The organism is Microbacterium sp. NPDC078428 (assembly GCF_044542535.1).
GTDB classification, from domain to species: Bacteria; Actinomycetota; Actinomycetes; order Actinomycetales; family Microbacteriaceae; genus Microbacterium; species Microbacterium limosum.
Genome location: NZ_JBITUP010000001.1, coordinates 83,089 through 109,018, shown reverse-complemented (window position 1 = coordinate 109,018; position 25,930 = coordinate 83,089). Strand labels below are relative to the sequence as shown.

Below are 25,930 nucleotides of genomic sequence, written 5' to 3'. Positions count from 1 at the left end.
CACGCCGCTTCGCCCTGCGCGCGACGGCGCGTCGCGACCGTTCGCGGTGCGGGCGGGCGCGCGAACCCGGCCCGCGCGACGTCTCTAGGCTGGAAGCATGACCCACGTCGTCGTGTCCGTGCCCACCGAGCAGCTCGCCGAAGACCTGACACCCCCGCCGGAGGGCGTCGAGGTGATCGTGTGGGACCTCTCCACCCCCGCGCCCCGGCCGGTCATCGACATCGTGGTCCCGCCCTACCTCGGGGGCGGCAGGCGGCTGCCGATGCTCGAGACCGTGGAGACGCGCCTCGTCCAGGGGCAGTCGATCGGCTACGAGGGGATGAAGGAGCGCCTGCCGGAGGGCACGGTGTTCGCCAACGCCGCGAGCGTGCACGAGACGTCCACGGCGGAGCTCGCCGTCGCCCTGACGCTGGCGGCCCAGCGCGGCATCCCGCATTTCGTGCACTCACAGATCAGCGAGAGCTGGACGACCGCCTTCACCCCGAGCCTCGCCGATCGCCGCGTGCTGCTGCTGGGGTACGGCGGGGTCGGCAAGGCGGTGGCCGCCCGCCTGCAGGGGTTCGAGGTGGAGATCGTCCCCGTCGCCTCCCGCGCCCGCGAGGAGGACGGGGTGGCCGTGCACGGCGTCTCGGAGCTACGCGAGCTGCTGCCGGGCGCCGACATCCTGATCACGACGCTGCCGGGCGGGGAGAGCACCCGTCACATCATCGACGACGAGGTGCTCTCGGCCCTTCCCGACGGCGCGCTCGTCGTCAACGTCGGCCGCGGGCCGCTCATCGACACCGACGCGCTGGTGCGCCACGTGGAGCGCGGTCGCATCCGCGCCGCGCTGGACGTGACCGATCCCGAGCCCCTGCCGCCGGGCCACCCGCTCTGGCGCCTGCCCGGAGTGCTCGTCTCCCCGCACGTGGGCGGCGCCTCCGACGCGATGCGGCCGCGCATCGCGCGACTCGTGCGCACGCAGGCCGAGCGCATGGTGAGGGGCGAGCCCGCGCTCAACGTCGTGCTCGACGGCACGCGGTAGTCGCCGGCGGACGATCGGCGCCCTACCCTCCGGAGCCGAGCTCTGATCGCGTGTCGATGTCGGCGCCGCTCCACAGGTCTTCGCACTCGAGGGCGACCGCGCCGTTCGCACGCAGGTAGTCCCGCGCACCGCGGTCGCCCTCCAGGGCCGCGATCAGCGGGCGCACATGGTCGACCCCGATGAGCACGGGATGCCCCGGCCGCCGCGCATACGTGGCCTGCACGAGCGCCCGCCGCGGACGCGGGCCGGCCGCGGCGATGACGCGGCGCACGGCGGATGCCGCGGCATCCGGGGTGTCGACGGGCATCACGACGACGGCGTCGACCCCGTGCGCGGCCGCCGCGTCGAGGCCCGCCGCGACCGATGCCGACAGGCCGCGCGTCCACGCCTCGACCCGCACCGGCTCGGCGTTCGCGGGAACGAGCGCCTGGGCATGGTCCGCGGAGGCGCCGAGCGTGACCACGACGGGCGCGCAGCCGCCGTCCCTCAGCACCTCGACGGCGAGCGCGATCCACGCCTCCCCGCCCGCATCGCGGGCGAGCGCCTTGGGCCCGCCGAAACGCGATCCCGCACCTGCGGCGAGGACGACGCCGGCGATCGCGTGCGGGTGCTGTGCCATGGTGCGCCAGCGTAGCGCGCCCGTAACAGGGGCGGGTTAGCGTGAACCCATGCTCGACATCGCGGACGGCCTGCTGGCATCCCTCCCCTCCGGCGACGCCGTCGTCGTGACCGTGACGCGCGTCGCCCGCAGCGCACCGCGGGGAGTCGGAGCCTCGATGGCCGTGACGGGGACGCGCGAGCTGATCGGCTCGATCTCGGGCGGGTGCGTGGAGTCCGACGCGATCGCGCTCGCCCACGAGGTGCGCTCCGACGGGCGCGCCCGGACGGCGCGCTTCGGCTTCAGCGACGAGCAGGCCCACGCGGCAGGTCTCGCCTGCGGCGGGACCGTCGAGGTGATCGCGTATCTCGTGCGCGCGACCGACGCAGTGGCCCTGCGCGCGCTGCGCAGCGCCGTGCACGACGAGCGCGTGAGCGTGATGCTCCCCCTCACGGGGCCCGGCGCGGGGAGGATCCTCGACACCGCGGCGCCGCTCGCGAGCGCGGCGGTGCACGCGGAGCTCGACGCGGCCCGCCTGCTGGGCGAGACCCGCTGCATCGACGCCGACGGCGACGCCCTCCTCGTGCTCTGCCACGCCCCCCGCCCGCGCCTGATCATCGCCGGCGCGGGCGAACACGCGGCGGCCCTCTGCCGCATCGGCGCGGCAGCGGGATTCGCGGTCACCGTCTGCGATCCCTGGGAGCTGCTCGTCACCCCCGAGCGCTTCCCCGGCGCCGCAGACCTCGTCGTCGCCGACCCCGCCGAGTACCTGCGCGCGCAGGCGGCGGAACCGGGTTCGACCGACATGCGCACCGCAGTGTGCGTCCTCACCCACGACGAGCGCTTGGACGTCCCCGCGATTCATGCCGCTCTGGGCATGAATGCCGGATTCGTCGGCGCGATGGGCGCCCGCGGCACGGTCGCGCGGCGTCGCGAGCTTCTGAGCGAGCGGGGCGTGGGGCTCGACGATCTCGCCCGCATCCACTCGCCGCTCGGGCTCGACCTCGGCGGATCGAGCCCCGAGGAAGCGGCGATCGCGGCCCTCGCCGAGATCCAGGCTGTGCGGCACGGCGCTACGGCGCGCCCGCTGCACGAGCTCTCCGGGCCGATCCACCCACACGCCCCGGACGCCGCGCAGGACCGTGCTACGCTCCCGCACTGCGTGTCCTAACAACCATGACCTCCCGCCGCTCGCGGTGGAGTGACGAGCCGGGCGGCTCAGGGCGGGGACTGTCGCGACATCGTTCGTCACAGCATCCCGGAGGTCCTCATGTCCGCACCCGCATCCGCACCCGTCGACAAGTCCCAGGCGGGCGTCGACGCCCGCCAGTACCACATCGGGATCGCGCCCGGCGAGGTCTCGTCGGTGGCGCTTCTGCCGGGCGACCCGTTCCGCGTGCCGTTCGTCGCGGAGTTCCTGACCGACGTGCGCGAGGTCGCCCACAACCGCGAGCATCGCACCATGACGGGCTGGTACAAAGGGCGTCACATCACGGCGACCTCGACCGGCTTGGGATGCCCCTCCACCGCGATCGCCGTCGAGGAACTCGCCCGCGTGGGAGTGACGTCGTTCATCCGCGTCGGCAGCTCGGCGGGCCTGCAGCCGGGCATCGCACCGGGCGACCTGCTCGTGAGCGAGGGCAGCTTCCGCAACGACGGCACGACGGACGCTTATCTGCCCAAGGGCTTCCCGGCGGTGCCCGACCTCGAGCTCACGGCCGCGCTCGGCCGCCACGCCGACAGGATCGCCGCGGCATCCGGAACGTCTTCCTTCCGCGGCATCAGCGCGAGCGACGACGCCTTCTACGCCGAGACCCCGGAGTGGATCGGGCAGCTCAACCGCATGGGGATCCTCAACGTGGAGATGGAGGCCTCGGCGCTGTACATCGTCGCGCGCCTGCGGGGCCTGCGAGCGGGCATGGTGTGCGCGTGCTCGAGCAACCTCGTCGACGGCGCCTCCCTGTACGACGACACGAAGGCGGCGCTGAAGGAGGGATGGATGCGCTCCATCGAGGCCGCGCTCGAGACCGCGGTCGAGCTGGAGCTCTGAACGGCCCTCAGGGCAGCAGCAGGGCTCCCGCGATCGTCAGGGCGATGGCGAGAAGCGGGAACAGGCCCTGGACGAGCGCAGCCCGGCCCCTTCCCGGCGCCGCGAGCGCGAGCACGACCGCCGCGGCGAGCATCGAGCCCGTCCCCGCGAGGACGAGGGTGACCCCCACGGCGACGGCTCCCGCCATCACCAGGCCTATCCCCACGCCCGTCACGACGGCGAGGAAGAGGTTGTAGAAGCCCTGGTTGAACGCGAGGACGCGCGTGTGCTCGACCTCGGCGTCGGTGCGCAGGCGGAAGATCCGGCGACTGCGCGCGCCGCTCCAGGCGAGGGACTCCAGCCAGAAGATGTACACGTGCACGAGCGCCGCCAGGGCGGCGAGGACGAGTCCTGCGGCGAGCATCCGATCCTCCTCAGACGCGCCTAGCCTGACATGCGGCCGACAGGAAACACGGGCGAAATGCACGCCTGCTTCACTCGGGGTGTTCGCCTCATCAACAACTCGACCGCTCGGGAGAAATCGTGGACCTCACCTCCGTGACGTCCTTCCGCAGCGCGCGGAGGCGGGAGGACCTCGCGCTGGCGGCGGGCGAGACTTTCCTCGGCGGCGGCACCTGGCTCTACGGCGAGCCGCAGCCCCGGATCACCGGTCTCGTGGACCTGACCACGATGGGCTGGGAGGACCTCGTCGTCACCCCCGAGGGCCTGCAGATCGGAGCGACGTGCACGATCGCGACGCTCGTCGCCTTCGCACAGGGGCGCCATCACGTGACGCCGCCCGCCGAGTGGGCCGCCACCGCGGCCTTCCCCGACGCGGCGAACGCGCTGCTGGCGTCGTTCAAGATCTGGAACACCGCGACGGTGGGCGGCAACATCTGCCGCTCCTTCGCGGCCGGCGCGATGGTCTCGCTCGCGGCGGGCCTCGACGCCACCGCGCTGATCTGGTCGCCGGACGGCGGAGAACGCCGGGCCCTCGTCGCAGACCTCGTCACGGGCAACGGCGAGAACGACCTCGCGCCCGGAGAGGTGCTGCGCCGCATCGACGTCCCGGCGGCGACGCTGCGGGGCCGCCTCGTCCTGCACAAGATCGCCCTCGCCGAACTGGGCCGCTCGGGAGCCGTGGCGACCGGCCGACTCGACGCCGACGGCGGGACGGTGTTCGGGATCACCGCGGCGACGCAGCGGCCCACGGTGTTCCGCTACCGCGGCATCCCGTCCGCGCAGGAGCTCGCCGACGACATCGCGGCGGCATCCGGGTACTACACCGACGCCCTCGGCAGCGCCGACTGGCGCCGAGGGGTGGCGATCGTGCTCGCCGAACGGGCGCGACGCGAGCTCGCCGACGGGGAGGTCCGCGCATGAGATTCGAAGTGGACGGCGAGGCCGTCGAGGCGCAGCCGCGACCGGGCCAGTGCCTGCGCACGCTTCTGCGGGAGACGGGGCGCACCCAGGTGAAGAAGGGGTGCGACTCGGGCGACTGCGGCGCCTGCGCCGTGCTGCTGGACGGCGAGCCCGTGCACTCCTGCATCGTCCCGGCCCCCCGAGTGGAGGGCAGGCACGTCACGACCGCCGCGGGCCTGGCCCCGGAAGGCGAACTGCACCCGGTGCAGGACGCCCTCATCGAGAGCTTCGGCTTCCAGTGCGGCTTCTGCACGCCGGGGATGAGCGTCACGGCATCCACGCTGGGCGCCGACGACCTGCCGGACCTCGACCGTCGTATGAAGGGCAGCCTCTGCCGCTGCACCGGCTACCGCCCGATCCGCGAGGCCATCATGGGCGCCGTGCGGGAGACCGGTCGCCGCGCGGATGCCGCGGGCTGCGCCCCGGAGCACGCGTGCGCGCACCCGCCCGCCGTCACGGGCTCGGGCGTCGGCGCATCGGTGTCCCCCGAGGCCGCGCGCCGGGTGGTGCAGGGCCTCGAGCCCTACACGTTCGACGAGGTGCCTCCGGGCACCCTCGTGCTGCGCGTCGTCGGATCGCCGCACGCCCACGCGCGCATCCGCTCGATCGACACGGCCGCCGCTCTCGCCGTGCCGGGCGTCGTCGCCGTCTTCACCCACGAGGACGCCCCGCGTGCGCGCTACTCCACCGGACGCCACGAGCATCGCACCGACGACCCCGACGACACCCGGATGCTCGACGACGTCGTGCGGCACATCGGTCAGCGGGTCGCGGCCGTCGTCGCCGAGACCGCCGCCGCCGCGGATGCGGCCTGCCGGCTCATCCGGATCGACTACGAGGTTCTGCCCGCGGTGTTCGACGCGGACGAGGCACGCGCACCGGGCGCTCCGCTGCTGCACCCCGACCGCACGCCGGAGGATCGCGTCGCGGAAGCCTCCCGCAACGTGGTCGCGGCCCTGCACGCGGGCTACGGCGGCGACATCGACGCGGCGCTCGCGGCGAGCGCGGTCACCGTCTCGGGCACGTGGCAGACATCGCGGGTCTCCCACGCGCAGCTCGAGACCCACGGCTCGGTCGGGTGGCTCGACGACGACGGACGCCTCGTCATCCGCTCCAGCACGCAGGTGCCCTTCCTCACCCGGGACGAGCTGTGCCGCATCCTCGCCCTGCCCCGGGAGAAGGTGCGCGTCTACGCGCCTCGGGTGGGCGGCGGATTCGGCGGCAAGCAGGAGATCTTCACCGAAGACCTCGTCGCCCTCGCGGTGCTGCGCACCGGCCGGCCCGTCGGCTACGAGTTCTCGCGCGCCGATCAGTTCGTGCGCGCCTCGGTGCGTCACCCGATGCGGGTCGGCGTGACACTGGGGGCGGATGCCGCGGGCCGGCTCACCGCCGTCAAGCTCGACGTGCTCAGCGACACGGGCGCGTACGGCAACCACGCGATCGGCGTCATGTTCCACGGCTGCGCCGAGTCGCTGACGATCTACCGCACGCCCGTCTCGCGCGTGGACGCCGAGGCCGTGTACACCAACAACGTGCCCTCCGGCGCGTTCCGCGGATACGGGCTCGGCCAGGTCATGCTCGGCGTGGAATCGGCAATGGACATGCTCGCGGAGCGTCTGGGCATCGACCCCTTCGACCTGCGCCGCATCAACGCCGTGACCGAGGCCGACCCGCTGCGGACCGCCGACGGCGTCATCGAGGAGGAGGTGATCTGGGGCAGCTACGGGCTCGATCAGTGCCTCGACCTCGCGCAGGACGGCCTGCGGCGCGGCAACGGCGCCACGGCCCCCGACGGCTGGCTCGTCGGCGAGGGAATGGCGGCCTCGATGATCGCGACGATGGCGCCCCGGGGCCACATCTCGCACACGAGCGCGACGCTCCGACCCGACGGGACGTACGCCCTGCGCACGGGAACGGCCGAGTTCGGCAACGGCACCACGACCGTGCAACGGCAGATCGCGGCATCCGTCTTCGGGGTGGACTCCGCCCGATTGACCCTCGCCCACGCCGACACCGACGAGGTCGAGCACGACACCGGCGCGTTCGCCTCGGCGGGCACGACCGTGGCCGGCAAGGCCCTCTACGCCGCCTGCCTGGCGCTGCGCGAACGCCTCGTCGCGATCGCGGCTCGCGTGACAGCCGTGCCGCCGGCGCAGTGCCGCCTCACTCCAGACGGGGTGGCGACCCCGTCGGGGACGGTGGGCTTCGCCGAGCTCGTCGGCGCGGCATCCCCCGACGAGCTCGCCCACGGCGGCGTGACGGCGGTGGGCAGCGAGCTCGGCGAGCACCGCTCCCTCGCCTTCAACGTGCACGCCGTGCGGCTCGCGGTCGATCCCGAGACGGGGTCGGTGCGCATCCTGCAGCAGGTGCACGCGGCGGATGCCGGGTTCGTGATGAACCCCGCCCAATGCCGCGGTCAGATCGAGGGCGGCGTGGCTCAGGGCGTGGGCAGCGCGCTGTACGAAGAGGTCATGACGGATGCCGGGGCCGTCGTCAACGGGCAGTTCCGCCTGTACCGGGTTCCGCAGATGGCCGACATCCCGGAGACGGAGATCCACTTCGCCGACACGAACGACGATCTCGGCCCGTTCGGCGCCAAGTCGATGAGCGAGTCGCCCTACAACCCCGTGGCACCGGCGATCGGCAACGCGATCGCCCGCGCCCTCGGCACGCGGCCGTTCGAGCAGCCGTTCTCGCGCGATCGGGTGTGGCGCCTCGCCCAGGCCCGCTGAATCGTGACTCCCATCGCGGGGACCGTCTCAGCGATGGGCGCGACCGGCGACGATGAGCGCCGCCGCCTCCGATCGCGAGGACACCCCGAGCTTGCGGAAGATCTTCGACGCGTGGAACTTGACGGTGTTCTCGCTGATGCCCAGGCGCTGTGCGATGCCGCGATTGCGCGCCCCCTGGGTCATGAGGTCGAGGATCTGCAGCTCCCGCGGCCCGAGCCGCGCGATGAGCGGGTCCTCGCCGTGGGTGTGGGGCGGATCCAGGGGGAGCACCACCGAGAGCTCCGATCCCCAGCCCTTCGTGACCGCGAGGGTCACCTCCCCGTCGACGGCCGAGACCCGCTGGCGCAGATCGTCGAAGGCCTCGCGGTCGAGCGAACCGTCCCCCGGACCGTCGTCCCGCACGTTGATGAGCAGGTTCCGTCCGTCGCAGTCCCACTGCACGCGCACGCGGGAGGTGCCGGGCTGGTCGACGGACGCGAGGATCGCACGGCGCACGATCGCCCGCGCGCCGTGCGCGATCTCGCTCGGCAGGGCCCGCCCGTCCACCGGCGGCTCGACGAACTGCACCTCGACGTCCCGGTAGCGCACGAGAGGCGTCAGGTCGTCCCGCAGCCGCTCGAAGGCCGACGTCACCGGCTCCTCCGTGAAGGTGCGGACGAGATCCGTCGAGGTGCGCAGCTGCACCATGGCGCGTGCCGCCACCCCGATCGCCGCCTGTCGCGCGGAGTGGTCGTCCGTGGATGACGATCGCAGCACCGCCAGCAGGGACTCGAGAGTGCGCGAGTGGCTGTCGCTGAGCTCCGCGACGACCTCGGCGCGCACTCCCGCCGCGGCGCGGGACTCCAGCAGATAGCTGGGGAGGGCCTCCCGCGCGGGCTGCCGGATGCGCATCGCGACGATCCGCCACAGCTGCAGCAGCTCGTCGTCGTCGCCCGCTCCCGGATCCACGACGACGAGCAGCGGGCCTGCCTCGGCGCGCGCGAGCAGCGCCTCCCTCTCCTCGCCGCCGAGCGTGAGGCGGGCACGCAGAACGCCCGTCCCCGGCAGGCGGGAGCGGGCGTCGACCATCTCCGAGAGACCGACCCGCGCCACCAGCCCCGGGTCGCCGTGGTGCTTCAGCGGGTGGGTGACGTCGTCCTCGGCGAGGATCACGAGCGCCGAATGCGGCAGCCGTCGCGTCAGGTGGCGGGAGAGCGCGGCGGCGAGCTCGGGCAGGGGGGCGGCGACGATGTCGGCGACGGCGGCGAGCACTCCGGCCGGGGGCGACTCCCGATCGCCCCGCCGCGGCCTCACTGCTCGTTTCGACGGCATCGGTCGATGCTAACCACGACGCGCGTCGTGCGCGCTACCCGAACGGACGGCGCGGACTACCCCGACTGTCGATACCGCTACCGGAAAGGGTGGCGCAGGCTGGTCGAGCCGACGCCGATCCGGCGTCTCGCACCCCGCTCGATGGTTCGGAGAGGAGCCACCATGACGCGCAATCGCGCCGTTGCCTACAAGGGACCCGGCAAGGTCGAGGTCATCGACATCGACTACCCCAGCTTCGAGCTCAAGGACGGCCCGGGCGTGAACCCCGAGAACGTCGGGAGGAAGCTGCCGCACGCCGTCATCCTCAAGACGGTCAGCACCAACATCTGCGGATCCGATCAGCACATGGTCCGCGGGCGCACGACCGCCCCCACCGATCTCGTGCTCGGACACGAGATCACGGGCGAGGTCGTGGAGGTCGGCCCCGACGTGGAGTTCGTCAAGGTCGGCGACATCGTCTCGGTGCCCTTCAACATCTCGTGCGGCCGCTGCCGCAACTGCAAGGCGGGCAAGACGGGCATCTGCCTCAACGTCAACCCCGACCGCCCGGGCAGCGCCTACGGCTACGTCGACATGGGCGGCTGGGTCGGCGGTCAGGCCGAGTACGTGCTCGTGCCGTACGCCGACTGGAACGCGCTCGTCTTCCCCGATCGGGAGCAGGCGCTGGAGAAGATCCTCGACCTCACGATGCTCTCCGACATCTTCCCGACCGGCTTCCACGGCGCCGTCACGGCGGGCGTGGGCGTCGGCTCCACCGTGTACATCGCCGGCGCGGGACCCGTGGGACTCGCGGCAGCCGCCGGCGCGCAACTGCTGGGCGCCGCCGTCGTGATCGTCGGCGACCTCAACGGGCAGCGGCTCGCGCAGGCGCGCAGCTTCGGCTGCGAGACGATCGACGTCGGCGAGGGCGACATCGCGGACCAGCTCGAACAGCTGCTCGGCGTGCCCGAGGTTGACGCTGCGGTGGATGCCGTGGGCTTCGAGGCGCGCGGCCAGGGCCACGGCGCCGACGCCGCCGAGGCCCCCGCGACGGTGCTGAACTCGCTGATGGACGTGACGGCAGCCGGCGGAGCCATCGGCATCCCGGGCCTGTACGTCACGGGCGACCCGGGCGCGACGGACGAGGCGGCGCAGAAGGGCTCGCTGTCGCTGAGCTTCGGAACGGGGTGGGCGAAGTCGCTCTCGTTCACAACCGGCCAGTGCCCCGTGATGCGGTACAACCGTCAGCTGATGATGGCGATCCTGCACGACAAGGTGCAGATCGCCAAGGCCGTCAACGCCACCGCGATCCCGCTCGAGGACGCCCCCCGCGGGTACGCCGAGTTCGATGCCGGGGCCGCCACCAAGTACGTCCTCAATCCGAACGGATTCATCGCGGCCTGAGCGGGCCGCGGCATCCGTCACCCGCACGATCGAAGGAGAAACCCATGTCAGCTCTCACACTCGCGGACGCCCGCACCGTCATCGCCGCCGCCGAGGCGCGCGCCGACGAGATCGGGCAGCCCATGAACATCGCCGTCGTCGACGGCGGCGGCAACCTCATCGCCCACGTCCGCCAGGACGGCGCCTGGATCGGCAGCATCGACATCTCGGTCAGCAAGGCCTGGACCTCCCGCGCCTTCGACATCCAGACGAAGGATCTCGGCGAGAACTCCCAGCCCACGCAGCAGTTCTTCGGCATCCACACCACCAACGGCGGCAAGGTCGCGATCTTCGCCGGCGGCGTGCCGCTGCTGCGCGACGGCGTCGTCGTGGGCGGCCTCGGTGTCAGCGGGGGCTCCGGGGAGCAGGATCAGACCGTCGCGGAGGCCGGCGCCGCCGCCCTCTGAGCGGTGGCCGCCGTCACCCGGCCGCGGCGCCGGGGAGGGAGGCCGGATCGAGCACGGCGTCGAGAGCGAGGTGCTGGGCCCGGAAGTCGGCGCGCAGCCGCGCCTTCTGCGCCTCGTCGCACCACGCCGCCTCGACGCCGGCGAGCGAGACGCGCTTGGCGACATCGGGACCGAACCCCATGCCGCCGAGTCCCTCGACGTATTCGCGGCCGAGGTCGGTGCGGAAGAACACCGCGTCGTCGGTGGAGAGCGTGACGTTCGCACCCGCGCGGATGAGGCGGGCGATGCGGTGATCGGGCTCGGGAGCCCACCCGGAGAGCACGAGCGTCGAGATCGGGGTGCACGCGACCGGAACCTGCGACTCCACGAGGCGGGCGAGCACGTCGGGGTCGTCGGCCGCCCGGTAGCCGTGATCGATCCGGTCGACGTGCAGGTCGTCGATCGCGACGAGGACGCTCTCGGGGTCGGCGGGAAGCGTCTCCGCCACGTGGGCGGTGCGCCGGAGCCCGTTCGCCTCGGCCAGCCGGTAGGCCTCCACCCACATCCCGGGCGCCTCCCGGCCGTCCTCCGTCAGATGGTCCTGACCGATGCCGACCACCTCGTCGCGCGGATGATCGATCATCTCGCGCACCATCGCCACGGCGTCCTCCGGCGAGAGAGCGCGGTTGATCGCATTGACGATGCGGAAGCCCACCCCGAACTCCCGCTCCGCGCGGCGGAGCCCGTCGATGACCCCGTCGACGAGGTCGGGGTAGGCGAGGTAGCGGCGGGAGTTCTGCGAGTTGACGAAATACTCGCGGTAGCGGAGGTTGCCATCGCGCACGGCGTCGACGACGCCCTGGTACGCCACCTCGGCGAAGTCGTCCGCCGTGCGCAGCACGTCGTTGGCGGTGACGAAGAGCGTGAGGAAGTCCTGGAGGTTGTCGGAGTCCAGGAGGGAGTCGATGTCGCGCGTGGGCAGGACCACACCGTTGCGATCGGCGAGCTCGAGGATCGTCTCGGGCCGCATGGTCGCGATGAAGTGACAGTGCAGTTCGGCCTTGGGGAGCAGGCGCAGGTAGTCGGGGTACGAGATCATCGGGTCCTCCGGTTCGGGCGGGCGGGGCGTCGAGGGCGAGGAAGCGGGCACGGGGGTCGGCGCGCAGGCGCGCCGTCATCCGCCCTGCCGATCACCCGCCCTCCCATCGCGGCAGAGCCGGCCCCTGCTTGACCACGACGAGGCGGTACGACGCGCCGCCCGCCGACCACCACCGGTGCGAGACACCGCCGGCGTAGTAGACGGAGTCGCCCGGACGCAGGCACCGCTGCGTCCCGTCGAGCTCGACGCACACCTCCCCCTCGACGACGTAGAGGAACTCGTCCTCGCCGTGGACGAAGGTCTCGCCGGGCTCGGTCTGGTCGCCCGAGACCTCCAGGGGGTGGATCGCGCGCCGACCGTGCGCGAGCATGCGGGCCGACCCCGACGCGAACGACGCGTCGAGAGCGGTCTCCCCGCGGCGGTGCACCTCCACCGCCTCGGTATCCCCGTCTGGCGCGTCGGCGGCGGCGATGAGCTCGATCGGGCTCGTCTGCAGCGCCACCGCTATCCGTCGCAGCGACGACAGGCTCGGCTGCGCGAGCCCCCGCTCGAGCTGGCTGAGGAACGGATGCGACAGGCCGGTGGCTTCGGCGAGCCTGACGAGGGTGAGCCCTCGTCGCTGCCGGAGCTGCCGAATGCAGGCACCCAGCCGCCGGCTCGCCGCCGCGTCGCCGGCGGCGGCGTCCTCGACGATGGTGGCCGTCATGATTGCGCCTCAGGCGGCGACCGTGACGCCTTCGGCGCGTGCGTAGTCCTCGACCGCCGCGACGAAGGCGGCACGGCGGGCCGGGGTGAGCCACGAGGCTTCGAAGGAGTTGATCGCGAGCTGAACGAGGTCGGATGCCGCCAGCCCCGCCTTCTGGGCGAGGGCGACGTAGTTGTCGCCCACGTAGGCCCCGAAATAGGCGGGATCGTCGGAGTTGACCGTGACCTTGACGCCCTGGCGCAGGAGCGCGACGATCTCGTCCGATTTCATCTGCTCGGTGACGAAGGAGTTCGACACGGGGCACGTGGTGAACCCGAGGCCGCGCTCCTTGGCGAGGGCCACGAGGGAGGGGTCCTCGACGATGTTCGTGCCGTGGTCGATGCGGTCGACCTCGATCTGGTTCAGCACGGAGCGGATGTTGTCGATCGAACCCACCTGATCGATGTCGCAGTGCATCGTGAGCAGGAACCCCTCCTGCCGGGCGCGCGCGAAGACCTCCGCGAACTTGGCCGGCGGGTGGTCGCGCTCGTCGGAGTCGAGGCCGACCCCGACGATCCATGACTTGTACCTCACGGCGTCCATGAGGGTCGCCATCGCGTACTCCGCCGAGAAATCCCGGAGGAAGCACATGATGAGCTCCGCGCTCACCCCGAGCTCGCGCTCGGCACGCACGACGGCGCGGCGGTAGCCCGCGATCACGTCGTCGAACGGGACTCCGCGGCTCGTGTGGGCCTGCGGGTCGAAGAACATCTCGGCGTGGACGACCCCCTGCGCGTGCGCCCTCTGCAGGTACGCCCAGGCGAGGTCGTGGAAGTCGTCGGGGGTGACGAGCACCCGCATCGCGGGGTAGTACACGGCGAGGAAGCTCGTCAGGTCGGTGAAGTCGTAGGTCGCCCGCACCTCCTCGACGGTCTTCTCCGCCAGGTCGATGCCGTTGCGCGCGGCGAGGGCGAACTTCAGCTCGGGCTCGAGCGTTCCCTCCAGGTGCAGGTGCAGTTCCGCCTTCGGGAGGCCGTGGGCGAAGGACACGAGGTCGACGGTCATGGGGGTCCTTTCGGGGAGGGACGACGGGGAGGATGCCGCCGCGCGCGCGGGCGCGGCATCCCGTCGTCAGGCGCGGTCCGCCATGCCCATGCGGGCGAGGGCGACCGACTCGACGATCTGCACGAGGTTGTAGAGGATCAGCGCCGTGCCGGTGACGAGCACGACGGCGGTCCACACGGCGCTGAACTGCGCGCCGGCGATGTAGCCGCCCACCGCCCCGCCGATGCCGCCGCCGACCGCGAGCCACTCGGCGAGGAGCGCGCCCGTGATCGCGCCGGGCACCGAGATGCGCACGGCGGCGAAGAACTCGGGCAGCGAGCTGGGCAGCGCCACCTTGCGCAGGCGCGTCCACGAGGATCCTCCGTAGACGGTCACCAGGTCGTTCATCTGAGGCGAGGCGGTCTTGAGGCCGAAGACGATGTTCACGAGCGCCGGGAAGAGCACCACGATGCCGCCGATGACGGCAACGGACACGAAGTCGCGCCCGAAGATCAGGATGATGACGGGCGCCATCGCGACGAGCGGCACGGAACGCAGCAGCATCGCGAGAGGCATGAGCGCGTGCTCGACGCCCTTGCTGAGCTGGAACACCATCGCGACGATCAGCGCCACGACGAGCCCCGCGATGAAGCCGACGAACGCGTGCCCGAGGGTCGCCCAGAGCTGGCCGAACATCTGCTCGCGGTTGGCCTCGGCGGCCGGGACCGTGACGAGGAAGTTCCACACGTCGATGGGACCCTTGCCGACGTACGGCGAGATCTGGAACGCCCAGAGCGAGCCGACCCAGATCACCACGACGGCGACCATCGTCAGCACGAACGTGAGGACGCTCCGGCCGAGCGCGCGCAGGGTGGCCCGGCGCACTTCGCGGCGCATCTCGGCATCGAGGGGCTGCGTCGCGGACGACGCGGACGTGGATGCCGTGGGCTGCGGGCTTGTCATGAGCGCGGTCACTTCGAGGCTCCCTTCGACCAGGGCGCGATCGCCCGGGAGACGAGCCCGAGCAGGCCGTAGCCGGCGAGCGCGACGGCACCCGAGGCCAGCGCGATGTCCCAGACACGGGCGGAGTTGAGGGCCTGCTGGGCGGCGATCATGGCGGGGCCAACCCCGAGGGTGACCTTGCCGAAGAACTCCCCCAGGACGGCGCCGAGGAACGCGGCCGGGACCGCGATCTGCAGGGCGTTGAGGATGGCGGGCAGCGAGGCGATGAGCCGCACCTTGCGCAGCTGCGTCAGGCGCGACCCGCCGTAGACGGTGACGAGGTCGAGGCTGGATCTGTCGGCCGCCTTGAGGCCGAGCAGCGCACCGACGACGGTGGTGAAGAAGCAGCTGAGCGCAGCGAGGAAGATCGCGGTGGTCGAGGGCTGGCCGGCCGTCGGGATCGGGACGATGACGGAGAGCAGCAGGCCGAGGGCGACGATCGGGATGCAATAGGTGATGATCGCGATCTGCATCACGACGCCCTCCAGGCGCGGGACGATCAGCACGAGCGCGGCCAGCACGAGCGCGAGGCCGTTGCCCCACAGGTATCCGATGCCCGCCTCCGCGAGCGTGACGCTGAAGTTCTTGACGTAGAACTCCCACCCCGTGTCGGCGAACTCGATGATCACCTGGGGCGGGGTCGGGATCGCCTGCACCCCTCCGGGACCGACGTTGGAGAAGACCGTGGCCGCGAGGATCCACCACGCGGCGATGATGCCGACGCCGCCGATGAGGCCGGTCACCCAGGCGGGAAGACGCACGTCCTCCCACTGGATGCCGCGGGCCTTGCCCGAGCCGGTCTCGGGACCGGGCCCGGGTGAGCCCGATGCGGCATCCGTGCCCTTCTCCGCCACGTCAGTGGTCATCCGCGGCGGCGCCTCCGACGCCGAAGAGCAGTTCGGAGGCCTGGTCCACGTAGGCGTGGAACTCCGGGCTCCGCATCATCTCCGGGGTGCGAGGACGGGGGAGGTCGATCGTCATGACCTCCTTGATGCGACCGGGGCGGGGGCTCATGACGGCGACCTGGTCGGAGAGGAAGATCGCCTCCGAGATGCCGTGCGTGACGAGGAGGGTCGTGGCCGGCTTCTCGGTCCAGATGCGCAGGAGCTCGAGGTTGAGCTTCTGGCGGGTCATGTCATCGAGCGCGCCGAAGGGCTCGTCGAAGAGCAGGACGGAGGGCTTCATGATGAGCGAACGCGCGATCGAGACGCGCTGGCGCATGCCTCCCGACAGCTGCGCGGGCTTGGCCTTCTCGAAGCCGGTCAGGCCCACGAGCGCGATCATCTCGCGCACGTACTCCTTGTCGACGGGCTTGCCCGCGACTTCGAAGGGCAGCTGGATGTTGGACTGCACGCTGCGCCAGGGCAGCAGCGCCGAGTCCTGGAAGGCGATGCCCAGCTCGTTGCCCCTTCGGAGCTCCTTCGGGCTCTTGCCGTCCACGCGCGTCGTGCCGCTGGTGGGGTCCTCCAGGCCCGCGAGGATGCGCAGGATGGTCGACTTGCCGCAGCCCGAGGGGCCGAGCAGCGCCAGGAAGCTGCCCTGCTCGGTGTGGAGGTCGGCATCCTGCAGCGCGACGACGCTCTTGCGTCCCACGCTGAAGACCTTGTTCAGTCCGGTGATCTGCAGGCCGGTGCCCAGGGTCGTCCCCTGGGCACCGGTCTGGGTGGCCGTATCGGTCACAGTGATTCTCTCGATCGAGGTGGGGAGCTCAGCCCGCGTAGGCGATGAGGTCCGGGTTCTCTTCGTAGACCTCGGCGAGGAGGCTGAGGTCGAACAGGTCGCCGGCCTCGATCTCGACGCCCGCGCCAGCGAGGCTCGCGATCGTCATGGCCTGCAGCTCCTCCGAAATGGTGAACAGGCCGTTGGCCTCGGTCTCGTCCGAGACGATCAGGAGGTTCTGCGCCTCGGCACCGGCGAGGGTCTTCGCCGGATCGAGGTCGAGGTCGGCGCCGTAGGTCTCGATCGCCAGGTCGGCGGCGGCCTGCGGGTCGGCGAGCGCGTCGGTCCAGCCCTTGATCTCGGCGACGAGGAACGCCTTGAGCATCTCTCGGTTGTTCGCGATCTGCTCGTCGGTGACGGTGAAGGTCTCGGCGACGAACGGCAGGCCGTTCTCCGCGAACGCGAGGTTCGTCGTGTCCAGACCCTCCATCTCGACGGAGATGGCCTCGTTCGTCAAGTACGCCACGAATCCGTCGACCTCGCCGTTGACCAGCGGGGCCGGGTCGTACTGGACGGGGACGATCGTCAGCTCGGACGGGTCGATGTCGTTGGCCGCCAGCAGCGCGTTGAAGAGCGTCGTGTTGGAGTCCTGCACGCCGATGCGCTTGCCGATGAGGTCCTCCGGCGTGGCGATGTCGCCGCCGTCGGCGAGCGAGAGGATCGTGAAGGGGTTGGACTGGAACGTGGCGCCGATGATCTTGAGGGGCGCGCCCTCGTTCGCGACGGCGGAGCCGATCGAGACGGAGTCGCTGAGCGCGATGTCGGCGGTGCCGGAGACGAGCTCGGCGACACCGGTGGACGGGCCGGGCACGAGGTTGACCGAGCTGAAGCCCGCCTCGTCGAAGTAGCCGTTCGAGTCGGCGAAGTACTCGCCGGCGAACTCCTCGTTGAGGATCCAGCTGAGCTGGAGGGTGAGGTCGCCGTAGCCCTCCTCGCCGGCGGGCGATTCGGAGGTCTCGGAGCCGCTGCCGCCCGCGCAGGCGGTCAGAGCGAGGGCGGCGACGGCGATGCCGGCGCCTGCGGCCGCGAAGCGGCGACGCGAGGATGCGAAGAAGGTCATGTGCTGTGTCTCCATCAGGACGGTGTGTGCACTCGGGTATGTCGCCACGGCCCACGGCCTCGGCGGTGAGCGACGCCTCCGACGGTATGGGATGTAGATTTCACGAACACTGGCCGGATGTTTCGGCGCCGTTACACCTTCGGCCCCGCCGTTGCGCGAACGGACGCGCGGCCCAGCGGCGAGTCAGTGCGGGTGGCGCCCCCGACGCTCGGCGACCGCGGGCAGGTCGGCGTGGATGCGGGCGGATGCCTCGGCGGCCAGCGGATTCATGGACTCCCCCGCCCGCGAGACGAGCTCGCCGCCGACGTAGACGCCGAGCAGGTTCCGCAGGCTCATCGACAGCACGTAGCTGCGCACGGGATGCCACAGGGGGCCCACGTCGGGGCGGCGGGGATCGACCACGACGAAGTCGGCGAACTTGCCCACCTCGAGGCTGCCGACGCGGTCGGCGACGCCCATGATCTCGGCCGAGCCCAGCGTGTGCAGACGCAGCACGAGCTCGGGCATCATCGACAGCGGGTCCTTCGTTCGCGCCCGCTGCATCGCGATGCCCATGCGCATGTTCTGCCACGGGTCGGAGACGTCGGTGCAGGCCTGGTCGTCGAGCCCGATGCCGACCTTCATGCCCATCGCGATCATCTCGGGCACGAGCGCCGTACCGGAGGCGAGGCGCCCGTTCGAGGCGGGCTGCCAGGACATCGAGGCGCCGCCCGCGGCGGCCTGTTCGATGATCTCGGGGGTCGTCTGGATGAAGTGGCCGAACATCATGCCCTCGCCGAGGGCCCCGGCATCCCGGTACAGCGCGAACTTCGACTGCTGCAGCGGCACGGCCTCTGGCGACTCGAGGAAGTGAGCCTGGTTGGTCACGCCGAACCGCCGCATCGCCTCGACCTCGATCTCGGCCGCCTCGGGCCGGGGCGACCACTGCACCTGGCCCATGATCGAGGCGCCGAGCGCGAAGTCCGGGTCCATGGCGCGGGTGTGGGCGACGGATGCCTCGAAGCGCGCGAAGATCTCGTCATCCGTCCCCGCGGTGACGTCCATGCCGATCGAGTCGACGAAGCGGATGCCGGAATCCAGGCATCCGTCGGCCTGACGCGTGTGGTACTCGGTGCCGCGCAGGGGCGCGTCGCCGACGCGCTTGCCGTCGACCATCGATTCCCACGCCTGCTGCGGATCGGTGAAGTTGTAGGCGGTCGTGACGCCGTTGCCGAGGAAGTCGAGGGCGCCGTGCAGCGTCGACCAGTAGACGTCCTCCGGCGTCGCGTGGGCGGTCATGCCGAGCATCGAGTCGCACCAGCCGTAGAGGGTGTCGGCGACGCCGAGGCCGCGCAGGCCGCTCGTGAACAGGTGGCTGTGGCTCGAGACGAAGCCGGGGGCGACGAACGCGCCGTCGACGTCGAGCACCTCGTCGGCGGTCGCATCTCCCGGGTCTCCCGCACCGATCCCGGCGATGCGGCCGTCCTCGACGCGCATCCACCCGCGCTCGATGTAGCCGGGGTCGTCGCTGCCGGTCGGGATCGTGATGAGGCGTGCGTTGATGACGAGGAGAGACATGGGTTCCTAACGGGTGAGGGGTTCTCAGCGGGGCTCGGCGCCCAGGTGGAGCACGGACTCGGCGAGGGCGCGGATGCCGAGGGCCACGTCCCCGGCGCTCACCGCCTCGTCGGGGTGGTGGCTGATGCCGTCGGGATTGCGCAGGAAGAGCATCCCGACGCCGGTGATCGCGCCCATCGACATGCCGTCGTGCCCCGCGGGGCTGAACAGCGTCGCGGGGTCGCCGGGCGCCTCCGGCAGGGCGCCGCGGATGCCTTCTCGCACGACGTCCTGCAGCAGCGGGGCGCACATCACGGCGGGGGCGTTGTGCACCTCGCGCGCGCGCCAGCGCAGTCCGCGCCGGCCCATGACCGCGTCGAGGTCGCGCGAGATCGCGCTCCACACGCGGTCGCGGGACTCGTCGAACTCGCCGCGCAGATCGAGGCTGAAGCGCGCCTCGCCCGGCACGATGTTGACCGCGCCGGGGAAGGCCTCGAGCTGGCCGACCGTGCCGATGACGTGGTGCTCGCCCGAGCAGATCCGCTCCACCGCGAGTGCGGCCTCGCTCGCCCCGAGCAGGGCGTCGCGGCGCATGTCGTAGGGGGTGCCACCGGCGTGCCGGGCCTCGCCCTCGACGACGAGCTGGAAGCGTCGGGCGCTCGCGATGGACGAGACGACGGCGAGCGACTCCCCCCGACGGTCGAGCTCGGGCCCCTGCTCGATGTGGGCCTCCAGGTACCCCACGAGCTGCTCGGGCCGGCGTGCGGCCTCGCCCACGCGACCGGGGTCGAGGCCGAACTCCAGGAACGCCTGACGCAGCGTGATGCCGTCGGCATCCGTCAGCTGCCACCAGTCCTCGTCCCACGTGCCGGCGACGGCCGACGAGCCCAGCAGGGCCTTGCCGAAGCGCGTGCCCTCCTCGTCGGAGAAGGCGATGACCTCGAGCGCGAACGGGAGGGGCGACAGGCTGCCTTCCCCGACGGGCGCCGGAACGCGCAGCAGCCGGACGACCTCGAGCGCCATCAGCACGCCGACGATGCCGTCGAAGCGTCCCGCGTCGGGCACGGTGTCCAGGTGCGAGCCGAGCATGAGCGCGGGCGCGTCGCGGTCGGATGCCGCGAGCCGGCCGATCTGGTTTCCGGCCGCGTCCTGCCGTGTGGACATGCCGACCTCGCGCATCCACTCCGCCGCGAGGCGGTTCACCCGCGCGTGCTCGGTGGAGAGGTAGACCCGCTCGATCCCGCCGGGCGTCGCCGTGACGCGTGCGAGCTCGTCGCACCGCGCCATGACGCGCCGCGCGGCGGCCGCGACGCGGTCGGGGGTGAGGTCCTCGAGCAGGGTGCGGATCATCGCGCCCCCGCGTAGACGTCGAGCGCCGCCTCGACGCCGCCCCCGGCGGGGACCTTCGCGCCGAAGCGGCGCAGCACCTGCTCGAGCGCCGCGAGGGTCGTCAGCACGGCGTCCTTGCGGGCGTTGTAGCCCATCGTGCCGATGCGCCAGACGCGGCCGTGGAGGGGCCCGAACGAGGTGCCGATCTCGATGCCGAAGTCCTCGAGCATGGCCTGTCGCGCGGCATCCCCCGCGACCCCCTCCGGGATCTCGACGGCGACGACGTTCGACATCTTGTGCGCGACATCGCCGAAGACGACCAGTCCCAGCCCCCGCACGCCGGCGAGCATCGCCTCGCCGTGCAGCACGTGCCGCTCGATGACGGCGTCGCGGCCCTCGCCCAGCAGCACGCGGGCGCACTCGCGCGCGCCGTAGAGCATCGACGTGGCCTCGGTGTGGTGGTTCAGGCGACGCGGGCCCCAGTAGTCGAGGATCATGCCGAGGTCGAAGTAGTTGGAGCGCACGAAGTCGGGCGCGTCCTCGTCGCCCGGCTCGCGGATGCCCGCCTCGATCTTCTTGCGCGACCGGATGATCTCCACGGCGCGCTCCGAGAGCGTGATCGGGGCCGAGCCCGAGGGCCCGCCGAGGCACTTCTGGAGCCCGGCCGTCGCGGCATCCAGGCCCCAGGCATCCGCCTCGAAGGGGTTGCCGCCGAGCGAGGCGGTGGCATCGGAGTAGAACAGCACGCCGTGCCGGTCGCAGATCGCGCCGATCTCGTCGAGCGGCTGCAGCATCGTCGTCGACGTGTCGCCCTGCACGAGACCCAGCAGGTGAGGCCTGACGCGCACGATCGCCTCTTCGATCGCGGCGGGGGTGAAGACCTGCCCCCACGGCACCTCGATCGTGTGCACCTCCGCCATCGCGCGCTCGGCGATCTCGGCCAGAAGATGCCCGAAGCGGCCGAAGACGGGCACGAGCACACGGTCGCCGGGGCGGACGAGCGAGATCATCGCCGCCTCGATGCCGGCGCGCGAGGTGCCGTCGATGAGCAGCGTCGCGTCGTTCCGGGTCGCCCAGATCCGGCGGTACAGCTCCTGCGTCTCGGCCATCGCCCCGGTCATGAAGGGGTCGTACTGGCCCACCAGCTGCGCCGACATCGCGGTGAGCACGCTCGGGTAGGCCGAGATCGGCCCGGGGCCCATGAGCAGGCGGGCGGGCGGGTCGATGGGGCCGGGGAGGAGGGTCATGCGGGGTCCTTCGGAGGGAGGGGGGCCGCCGCGCGCACGAGGCGGCGCGCGAGGCGGACGAGGGCGATATCGGTGCCCGCGCGCGAGATGAGGCTGACGCCCACGGGAGCGGGGCCGAGCGTCGAGGGCACGGTCAGGAGCGGGATCGAGATCGCGGGCATGCCCCCGATCGCCGCGGGCGTCGTCATGCGCAGCGTCGCCGTGCGCACCGCGTCGACGCGCTCGCCGCGGTGCGTGCGCATCGGTGCGGGACCGGGCACGGTCGGCATGATCAGGACGGTGTCGCGGGTCGCGTCGTGCATCCGCTCTCGGAGCGACTCGACCGCGGTGCGTGCGCCCGACTCGGCGTCGGCGGTCACCTCCGAGGCGATGCGGAACCGCTCGGCCACGGCCGGCCCGACGGCGCCGGGATGCTCCCGCAGCCACTCGCCGTTGTTGCGCCAGGCCTCCGCGCCCTGCACCGCGCGGAACGCGGCGAGGTACTCGTCGAGATCGCCGAGGGATGCCGCGGCCACCTCGGGCGCGTCGGGCCCGGCGCGCAGCGCCTCGACGAACGCGTCGAACGCCTCGCGCGTCTGCGGCTCGAGCGAGTCGCGCGCCTCGGCGGGGACGGCGAAGCTCCACGGCAGGTCGCGCCCCGACTCCCCGAAGACGCTCTCGGTCGACTCCGAGCCGTCGTAGCTGAGGCACCAGTCGACGACCTTCTGCAGCGTCTCGCCGTCGCGCGTGAGCCACCCGATCGTGTCGAACGTCTGCGCGAGGGGGAGCAGCCCCTGCCGGGGCACGAGCCCGTGGGTCGTGCGCAGGCCCCACAGACCCTGATACGACGCCGGGACGCGGATGGAACCGGCAGTGTCGGTCGCGAGGCCGATCTGCGCCTGCCCCGTGGCGACGGCCGACGCCGGGCCGCTCGACGAGCCGCCGGGCAGGGCCCCCGGCAGCGCCACGTTGGGGGGCGTGCCGTAGTGGGCGTTGTCGCCCGCGACGGAGTAGGCGAACTCGTCGGTGCGCGCGATGCCCCGCAGGGAGGCCCCCGCGCGCAGCAGGTCGGAGACCGCCGCGGCGGTGGTCGTCTCGGCGCGCGCGGAGTCGAGATAGGTGGGGTTGCCGGCGCCGATGCGGTAGCCCTTGATCGCGAAGAGGTCCTTGACGGCGACCGTCAGGCCCTCGAGCGGGCCCTCCCACGCGCCCTGGAAGAGCGGGTCGCCGACGGTGCGCCACACCGACCGGTCGAGCGCCTGGGCCCGCGGGGTCACGTGCGCGGCGGTGATGAGCCACCGGCCCTCGATCCGCTGCCAGATCTGCGTCTGCAGGCCGGTGCCCCCGCCCGCGTACCGCGATATCGACACGAGCAGCGCGACATCCGGGGCGAGCTCGCGGCGCTCGATCCGCTCGATCGATCGCGGCGGCACTCCCCCTCGCACGCCGCGGAAGGCGCTGATCGCGTCGTGGCCGACGAGCAGGCCCGCGGCATCCCCGCGCATCGTGCCCTCGCCGGGCGCGAAGGCCGCGTCGAGCGCGTCGAGGTCGTTCGCCATGATCGCCCGCTCGTAGGCCTCGAACGCCTGCAGCAGGTCGGCCGGGACCGTCTCCGCGCCGCGGGCCGCGGCATCCGTCATCGCGCGTCCTCCCGCCCCGGAGCAGGCGATCCGCCGGAGACAGGAGAATCCGCCGGGGTTTCTCCTGTGCCCGCACGATCTCCTGTTCCCAGCGAGTCGGCGGACGGATGCCCCGTGCGCTCGACGCCCGCGAAGTCGGCCTCGCGGATGCGGGCGTGCACGCCGCACACGATGTCGACGACCTGCGAGATGTCGAAGTCGGTCGCGGCGCTCAGGTACGCGTAGGCGAGGTGCTCGTCGAGCCCCCAGCGGGCGCGGATGAGCGAGATCGCCGCCCGCACGCAGCGGCGCATCGCCTCGCCGAGGTCGGGGTCGAGCCCCGTCGGCACGAGGTACTCGTCGGTGCGCACCAGGGGGCCGGTGAACGCGCCGAACTCGGCGAGCGCCTCCTCGCGCGGCACGACCTCGAAGCGCAGCGTCGCGCGCAGGGATGCCTCGAGCGCCGTGAGCGCGACCTCGCCGTCGCCCTGCGCGAAGTGCGGGTCGCCGACGTACGCCAGCGCGCCCTCGACCTGCACGGGCAGGTACAGCACGCTGCCCTCGACCAGCAGGTTGATGTCGATGTTGCCGCCGTGCTCGCCGGGGGGCACGGAGTGCGGGCGCTGATCGCCCGCGACGGCGACGCCCATCGTGCCGAGGAACGGCGCGAGGGGGAACTCGACCACGCCGGGGCCTCCCTCCGTCACCGGGAGCACGCCGACGAGGCGCCCCTCCCGTTCCTCGACGGGCGTGAAGACGCTGACGTTGTGCTCGCCGCGGGGCAGCTCCCCCACGAGCGCTCCCTTGCCGTGCCGGTTCGAGATCACGCCGTACGGCACGCGCGGCTGCAGCCGCACCACCGTGATCTTGAGAAGGTCGCCGGGCATCGCCCCCGCCACCCGGATCGGCCCCGTCACGACGTGCGGGCCGTCGGCGAGCGTGTCCCGGGCGAGCTCCCGCGCGATCTCGATCGCGTCGGAGAGGACGGATGCCGCGGGCACGCCCTTGCCGGTGAAGTAGGCCAGCGGATCCTTGCCCTGGTCCTCGAGGATCCCCTCGTGGCTCACGGTGTCGATCGTGACGGTCTCGCCCGCGGCGATCTCCAGCACCGCGGCATCCCGCGCGCAGGGCAGGCGGCCCCAGTGGACGGTCTCCGCGGACGCGCGCAGGTAGTGGTCGCCGGGGACCTCTCCCGTGCCGGGCTGCAGGATGGTGATGCTCACACGACCTCCTCGTCGACGTCGGTCGCGGCGACGGCCGCTTCTGCGCTCAGGATCTCCCGCCCGCCGCGGGCCAGCACGCCCCGACCGCGGGCGAAGACGCGCCGGCCCGCGAGATACGTCGCCTCCGTGACCCCCACGAGGGCGCGCCCGTGCCACGGCGACATCTTGTTTCGGTATTCGAGGGCCGCGGCATCCACCGTGAAGCCCTCCTCGGGGGCGAAGACCGCCAGGTGGGCGGGGCCGCCGACGGCGATCGTCCCCGCCCCGGCGAGCCCCGCCACCTTCGCGGGCCCCGTCGTGAACAGCGGCAGGAGCGCCGCGAGAGGGATGCCGCGCCGCTTCGCCTCGGTCCACACCGACGCGAACCCGGTCTGCAGCCCCGAGATGCCGCCCCACGCCAGCCCGAAGTCCCCGCCGCCCTGGTTCTTCATCTCGGCGGTGGAGGGCGAGTGATCGCTGACGATCGCGTCGATCGTGCCGTCGACCACGCCCTGCCAGAGCAGGTCCTGGTTGGCGGCGTCCCGGATCGGGGGGCAGCACTTGAACTCGGCCGCGGCGTCCGGCACGTCGTCCGAGGCGAGGGTGAGGTAGTGGGGGCAGGTCTCGATGCTCAGGCGCACGCCCTCCGCCTTCGCCGCGCGCACGTCGGCGAGCGAGCCGGCGTCGCTGACGTGCACGACGTGCGCTCTCGCTCCCGTGCGTCGCGCGGCGTCGATCACGCGCCGGATGGCCTCGCGCTCGCTCTCGGGCGGGCGGGTCGCGAGGAAGGTGTCGTAGTACGGACCGAGGGCACCGTCGCCGTGCAGGTGCGCGGGGTCCTCCGCGTGCACGATCAGCAGGCCGTCGAAGGCCGCGATCTCGGCGAGCGCCGCCTCGAGATGCGCGGCGTCGAGGTTGCCGAACTCGTCGATGCCCGAGGGCGAGAGGAAGCACTTGAACCCCACTACCCCGGCGGCGGCGAGCGCGGCGAGGGAGCCGAGGTTCTCGGGCACCGCGCCGCCCCAGTAGGCGACGTCGACCGCGAGCTTGCCGCGCGTCGCCTCCCGCTTGATGGCGAGCGCCGCCACGGTCGTCGTGACGGGATCGCTGTTGAGCGGCATGTCGACGATCGTCGTGATGCCTGCCGCGGCGGCCGCCGCCGTCCCCGTCTCGAAGCCCTCCCATTCCGTGCGGCCGGGCTCGTCGAGGTGCACGTGCGAATCGACCAGACCCGGCAGGAGCACCGCCTCGTCGGGCAGCGCGACGACGTCGAACCCGTCGGGGAGGGCCGCAGCCGGGTCGAGGGGGTCGATCGCGGCGATGCGCCCGTCCTCGATGCGCAGGAGGGCCGGGCGGAAGACACCGTCGATCCAGACGCGGCGAGCGGCGAACGCCCGCGGGGCGTCGGGGAGTGCGGTCATGGCCCCCACGGTAGGGCCCCCGCGTTTCCCGGATGTTACTCACAGCAACATTCGGGAAACGTCC

At 72.3% G+C, this 25,930-nt stretch carries 23 protein-coding genes; 7 read left to right on the top strand and 16 right to left on the bottom strand.

Annotation, left to right across the window (positions count from 1 at the left end; genetic code table 11):
- Nucleotides 1–97 precede the first annotated feature (97 nt).
- Complete coding sequence (locus ACIGCK_RS00550; protein ID WP_396662960.1) at nucleotides 98–1,024, top strand: 2-hydroxyacid dehydrogenase; 927 nt, start codon at nucleotides 98–100, stop codon at nucleotides 1,022–1,024.
- A 22-nt stretch (nucleotides 1,025–1,046) separates the two neighbouring features.
- Here the strand turns inward: ACIGCK_RS00550 and ACIGCK_RS00545 are convergent, their stop codons facing one another.
- Nucleotides 1,047–1,643 (bottom strand): NTP transferase domain-containing protein, encoded by a 597-nt coding sequence (locus tag ACIGCK_RS00545; protein WP_396662958.1) that lies wholly within the window; start codon nucleotides 1,641–1,643, stop codon nucleotides 1,047–1,049.
- Between the two features lie 49 nt (nucleotides 1,644–1,692).
- Between ACIGCK_RS00545 and ACIGCK_RS00540 the strand changes: the two genes are divergently transcribed.
- Nucleotides 1,693–2,793 (top strand): XdhC family protein, encoded by a 1,101-nt coding sequence (locus ACIGCK_RS00540; RefSeq protein WP_396662957.1) that lies wholly within the window; start codon nucleotides 1,693–1,695, stop codon nucleotides 2,791–2,793.
- A gap of 99 nt (nucleotides 2,794–2,892) precedes the next feature.
- On the top strand, nucleotides 2,893–3,672 hold the full coding sequence (locus tag ACIGCK_RS00535; protein ID WP_396662955.1) for a nucleoside phosphorylase: 780 nt from the start codon (nucleotides 2,893–2,895) through the stop codon (nucleotides 3,670–3,672).
- A gap of 7 nt (nucleotides 3,673–3,679) precedes the next feature.
- On the opposite strand, the gene ACIGCK_RS00530 is transcribed toward ACIGCK_RS00535, so the two are convergent.
- Nucleotides 3,680–4,075 carry a DUF1304 domain-containing protein gene (locus ACIGCK_RS00530; protein ID WP_396662953.1) on the bottom strand — a complete coding sequence of 132 codons (396 nt, stop codon included), beginning with the start codon at nucleotides 4,073–4,075 and terminating at the stop codon, nucleotides 3,680–3,682.
- Between the two features lie 119 nt (nucleotides 4,076–4,194).
- Here ACIGCK_RS00530 and ACIGCK_RS00525 point away from each other — a divergent pair, with 119 nt between their 5' ends.
- Complete coding sequence (locus ACIGCK_RS00525; protein WP_396662951.1) at nucleotides 4,195–5,034, top strand: FAD binding domain-containing protein; 840 nt, start codon at nucleotides 4,195–4,197, stop codon at nucleotides 5,032–5,034.
- Entirely contained in the window at nucleotides 5,031–7,805 is a 2,775-nt protein-coding gene (locus ACIGCK_RS00520; RefSeq protein WP_396662950.1) for a molybdopterin-dependent oxidoreductase, read from the top strand. Before ACIGCK_RS00525 ends, ACIGCK_RS00520 begins: the two co-directional genes overlap by 4 nt.
- Nucleotides 7,806–7,832: 27 nt before the next feature.
- Here the strand turns inward: ACIGCK_RS00520 and ACIGCK_RS00515 are convergent, their stop codons facing one another.
- The gene (locus ACIGCK_RS00515) at nucleotides 7,833–9,116 is read right to left on the bottom strand and encodes a LuxR C-terminal-related transcriptional regulator (protein WP_396662949.1); all 1,284 of its coding nucleotides are present in this window, start codon (nucleotides 9,114–9,116) and stop codon (nucleotides 7,833–7,835) included.
- A 162-nt stretch (nucleotides 9,117–9,278) separates the two neighbouring features.
- Between ACIGCK_RS00515 and fdhA the strand changes: the two genes are divergently transcribed.
- Both fdhA and ACIGCK_RS00505 read left to right on the top strand, forming a co-directional pair.
- Nucleotides 9,279–10,499, top strand: coding sequence for a formaldehyde dehydrogenase, glutathione-independent (fdhA, locus tag ACIGCK_RS00510; RefSeq protein ID WP_396662947.1), 1,221 nt, complete (start codon nucleotides 9,279–9,281; stop codon nucleotides 10,497–10,499).
- 44 nt (nucleotides 10,500–10,543) lie between these two features.
- Nucleotides 10,544–10,945 carry a heme-binding protein gene (locus tag ACIGCK_RS00505; RefSeq protein ID WP_396662946.1) on the top strand — a complete coding sequence of 134 codons (402 nt, stop codon included), beginning with the start codon at nucleotides 10,544–10,546 and terminating at the stop codon, nucleotides 10,943–10,945.
- A gap of 13 nt (nucleotides 10,946–10,958) precedes the next feature.
- Here the strand turns inward: ACIGCK_RS00505 and add (ACIGCK_RS00500) are convergent, their stop codons facing one another.
- The 13 genes from add (ACIGCK_RS00500) to allB all read right to left on the bottom strand — a co-directional run bounded on the left by add (ACIGCK_RS00500) (nucleotide 10,959) and on the right by allB (nucleotide 25,866).
- On the bottom strand, nucleotides 10,959–12,023 hold the full coding sequence (gene add / locus ACIGCK_RS00500) for an adenosine deaminase (protein WP_396662944.1): 1,065 nt from the start codon (nucleotides 12,021–12,023) through the stop codon (nucleotides 10,959–10,961).
- Nucleotides 12,024–12,114: 91 nt separating this feature from the next.
- Nucleotides 12,115–12,729, bottom strand: coding sequence for a helix-turn-helix domain-containing protein (locus ACIGCK_RS00495; RefSeq protein ID WP_396662942.1), 615 nt, complete (start codon nucleotides 12,727–12,729; stop codon nucleotides 12,115–12,117).
- Nucleotides 12,730–12,738: 9 nt separating this feature from the next.
- Nucleotides 12,739–13,773, bottom strand: coding sequence for an adenosine deaminase (gene add, locus ACIGCK_RS00490; protein WP_396662941.1), 1,035 nt, complete (start codon nucleotides 13,771–13,773; stop codon nucleotides 12,739–12,741).
- Between the two features lie 66 nt (nucleotides 13,774–13,839).
- A complete protein-coding gene (locus ACIGCK_RS00485; protein ID WP_396662940.1) occupies nucleotides 13,840–14,715 on the bottom strand; it encodes an ABC transporter permease in 876 nt (291 codons plus the stop codon).
- 8 nt (nucleotides 14,716–14,723) lie between these two features.
- Nucleotides 14,724–15,620 (bottom strand): ABC transporter permease, encoded by an 897-nt coding sequence (locus tag ACIGCK_RS00480; protein WP_396662938.1) that lies wholly within the window; start codon nucleotides 15,618–15,620, stop codon nucleotides 14,724–14,726.
- On the bottom strand, nucleotides 15,610–16,434 hold the full coding sequence (locus ACIGCK_RS00475; protein ID WP_330170850.1) for an ABC transporter ATP-binding protein: 825 nt from the start codon (nucleotides 16,432–16,434) through the stop codon (nucleotides 15,610–15,612). Before ACIGCK_RS00475 ends, ACIGCK_RS00480 begins: the two co-directional genes overlap by 11 nt.
- Nucleotides 16,435–16,462: 28 nt before the next feature.
- Nucleotides 16,463–17,533, bottom strand: coding sequence for an ABC transporter substrate-binding protein (locus tag ACIGCK_RS00470; RefSeq protein ID WP_396662936.1), 1,071 nt, complete (start codon nucleotides 17,531–17,533; stop codon nucleotides 16,463–16,465).
- A gap of 183 nt (nucleotides 17,534–17,716) precedes the next feature.
- Nucleotides 17,717–19,090 carry an amidohydrolase family protein gene (locus ACIGCK_RS00465; protein WP_396662934.1) on the bottom strand — a complete coding sequence of 458 codons (1,374 nt, stop codon included), beginning with the start codon at nucleotides 19,088–19,090 and terminating at the stop codon, nucleotides 17,717–17,719.
- Nucleotides 19,091–19,114: 24 nt separating this feature from the next.
- On the bottom strand, nucleotides 19,115–20,419 hold the full coding sequence (locus ACIGCK_RS00460; protein ID WP_330170847.1) for an allantoate amidohydrolase: 1,305 nt from the start codon (nucleotides 20,417–20,419) through the stop codon (nucleotides 19,115–19,117).
- On the bottom strand, nucleotides 20,416–21,645 hold the full coding sequence (locus ACIGCK_RS00455) for a pyridoxal-phosphate-dependent aminotransferase family protein (protein WP_396662932.1): 1,230 nt from the start codon (nucleotides 21,643–21,645) through the stop codon (nucleotides 20,416–20,418). Before ACIGCK_RS00455 ends, ACIGCK_RS00460 begins: the two co-directional genes overlap by 4 nt.
- On the bottom strand, nucleotides 21,642–23,264 hold the full coding sequence (locus ACIGCK_RS00450) for an AtzH-like domain-containing protein (RefSeq protein WP_396662931.1): 1,623 nt from the start codon (nucleotides 23,262–23,264) through the stop codon (nucleotides 21,642–21,644). The genes ACIGCK_RS00455 and ACIGCK_RS00450 overlap by 4 nt, the downstream gene beginning before the upstream one ends.
- Entirely contained in the window at nucleotides 23,261–24,466 is a 1,206-nt protein-coding gene (locus ACIGCK_RS00445) for an acetamidase/formamidase family protein (RefSeq protein WP_396662930.1), read from the bottom strand. The genes ACIGCK_RS00450 and ACIGCK_RS00445 overlap by 4 nt, the downstream gene beginning before the upstream one ends.
- A complete protein-coding gene (gene allB, locus ACIGCK_RS00440; protein WP_396662929.1) occupies nucleotides 24,463–25,866 on the bottom strand; it encodes an allantoinase AllB in 1,404 nt (467 codons plus the stop codon). Before allB ends, ACIGCK_RS00445 begins: the two co-directional genes overlap by 4 nt.
- Nucleotides 25,867–25,930 lie beyond the last annotated feature (64 nt).

What these genes read in the sequence shown, in the direction of transcription:
- ACIGCK_RS00540 (WP_396662957.1), top strand. Translation starts at nt 1,693, where the DNA reads ATGCTCGACATCGCGGACGGCCTGCTGGCATCCCTCCCCTCCGGCGAC.
- add (WP_396662944.1), bottom strand. Translation starts at nt 12,023, where the DNA reads ATGATCTCGTACCCCGACTACCTGCGCCTGCTCCCCAAGGCCGAACTG.
- ACIGCK_RS00450 (WP_396662931.1), bottom strand. Translation starts at nt 23,264, where the DNA reads ATGACGGATGCCGCGGCCCGCGGCGCGGAGACGGTCCCGGCCGACCTG.
- ACIGCK_RS00530 (WP_396662953.1), bottom strand. Translation starts at nt 4,075, where the DNA reads ATGCTCGCCGCAGGACTCGTCCTCGCCGCCCTGGCGGCGCTCGTGCAC.
- ACIGCK_RS00485 (WP_396662940.1), bottom strand. Translation starts at nt 14,715, where the DNA reads ATGACAAGCCCGCAGCCCACGGCATCCACGTCCGCGTCGTCCGCGACG.
- add (WP_396662941.1), bottom strand. Translation starts at nt 13,773, where the DNA reads ATGACCGTCGACCTCGTGTCCTTCGCCCACGGCCTCCCGAAGGCGGAA.
- ACIGCK_RS00495 (WP_396662942.1), bottom strand. Translation starts at nt 12,729, where the DNA reads ATGACGGCCACCATCGTCGAGGACGCCGCCGCCGGCGACGCGGCGGCG.
- ACIGCK_RS00515 (WP_396662949.1), bottom strand. Translation starts at nt 9,116, where the DNA reads ATGCCGTCGAAACGAGCAGTGAGGCCGCGGCGGGGCGATCGGGAGTCG.
- ACIGCK_RS00455 (WP_396662932.1), bottom strand. Translation starts at nt 21,645, where the DNA reads ATGACCCTCCTCCCCGGCCCCATCGACCCGCCCGCCCGCCTGCTCATG.
- fdhA (WP_396662947.1), top strand. Translation starts at nt 9,279, where the DNA reads ATGACGCGCAATCGCGCCGTTGCCTACAAGGGACCCGGCAAGGTCGAG.
- ACIGCK_RS00520 (WP_396662950.1), top strand. Translation starts at nt 5,031, where the DNA reads ATGAGATTCGAAGTGGACGGCGAGGCCGTCGAGGCGCAGCCGCGACCG.
- ACIGCK_RS00505 (WP_396662946.1), top strand. Translation starts at nt 10,544, where the DNA reads ATGTCAGCTCTCACACTCGCGGACGCCCGCACCGTCATCGCCGCCGCC.
- ACIGCK_RS00535 (WP_396662955.1), top strand. Translation starts at nt 2,893, where the DNA reads ATGTCCGCACCCGCATCCGCACCCGTCGACAAGTCCCAGGCGGGCGTC.
- ACIGCK_RS00545 (WP_396662958.1), bottom strand. Translation starts at nt 1,643, where the DNA reads ATGGCACAGCACCCGCACGCGATCGCCGGCGTCGTCCTCGCCGCAGGT.
- ACIGCK_RS00550 (WP_396662960.1), top strand. Translation starts at nt 98, where the DNA reads ATGACCCACGTCGTCGTGTCCGTGCCCACCGAGCAGCTCGCCGAAGAC.
- ACIGCK_RS00470 (WP_396662936.1), bottom strand. Translation starts at nt 17,533, where the DNA reads ATGACCTTCTTCGCATCCTCGCGTCGCCGCTTCGCGGCCGCAGGCGCC.
- ACIGCK_RS00460 (WP_330170847.1), bottom strand. Translation starts at nt 20,419, where the DNA reads ATGATCCGCACCCTGCTCGAGGACCTCACCCCCGACCGCGTCGCGGCC.
- ACIGCK_RS00465 (WP_396662934.1), bottom strand. Translation starts at nt 19,090, where the DNA reads ATGTCTCTCCTCGTCATCAACGCACGCCTCATCACGATCCCGACCGGC.
- allB (WP_396662929.1), bottom strand. Translation starts at nt 25,866, where the DNA reads ATGACCGCACTCCCCGACGCCCCGCGGGCGTTCGCCGCTCGCCGCGTC.
- ACIGCK_RS00480 (WP_396662938.1), bottom strand. Translation starts at nt 15,620, where the DNA reads ATGACCACTGACGTGGCGGAGAAGGGCACGGATGCCGCATCGGGCTCA.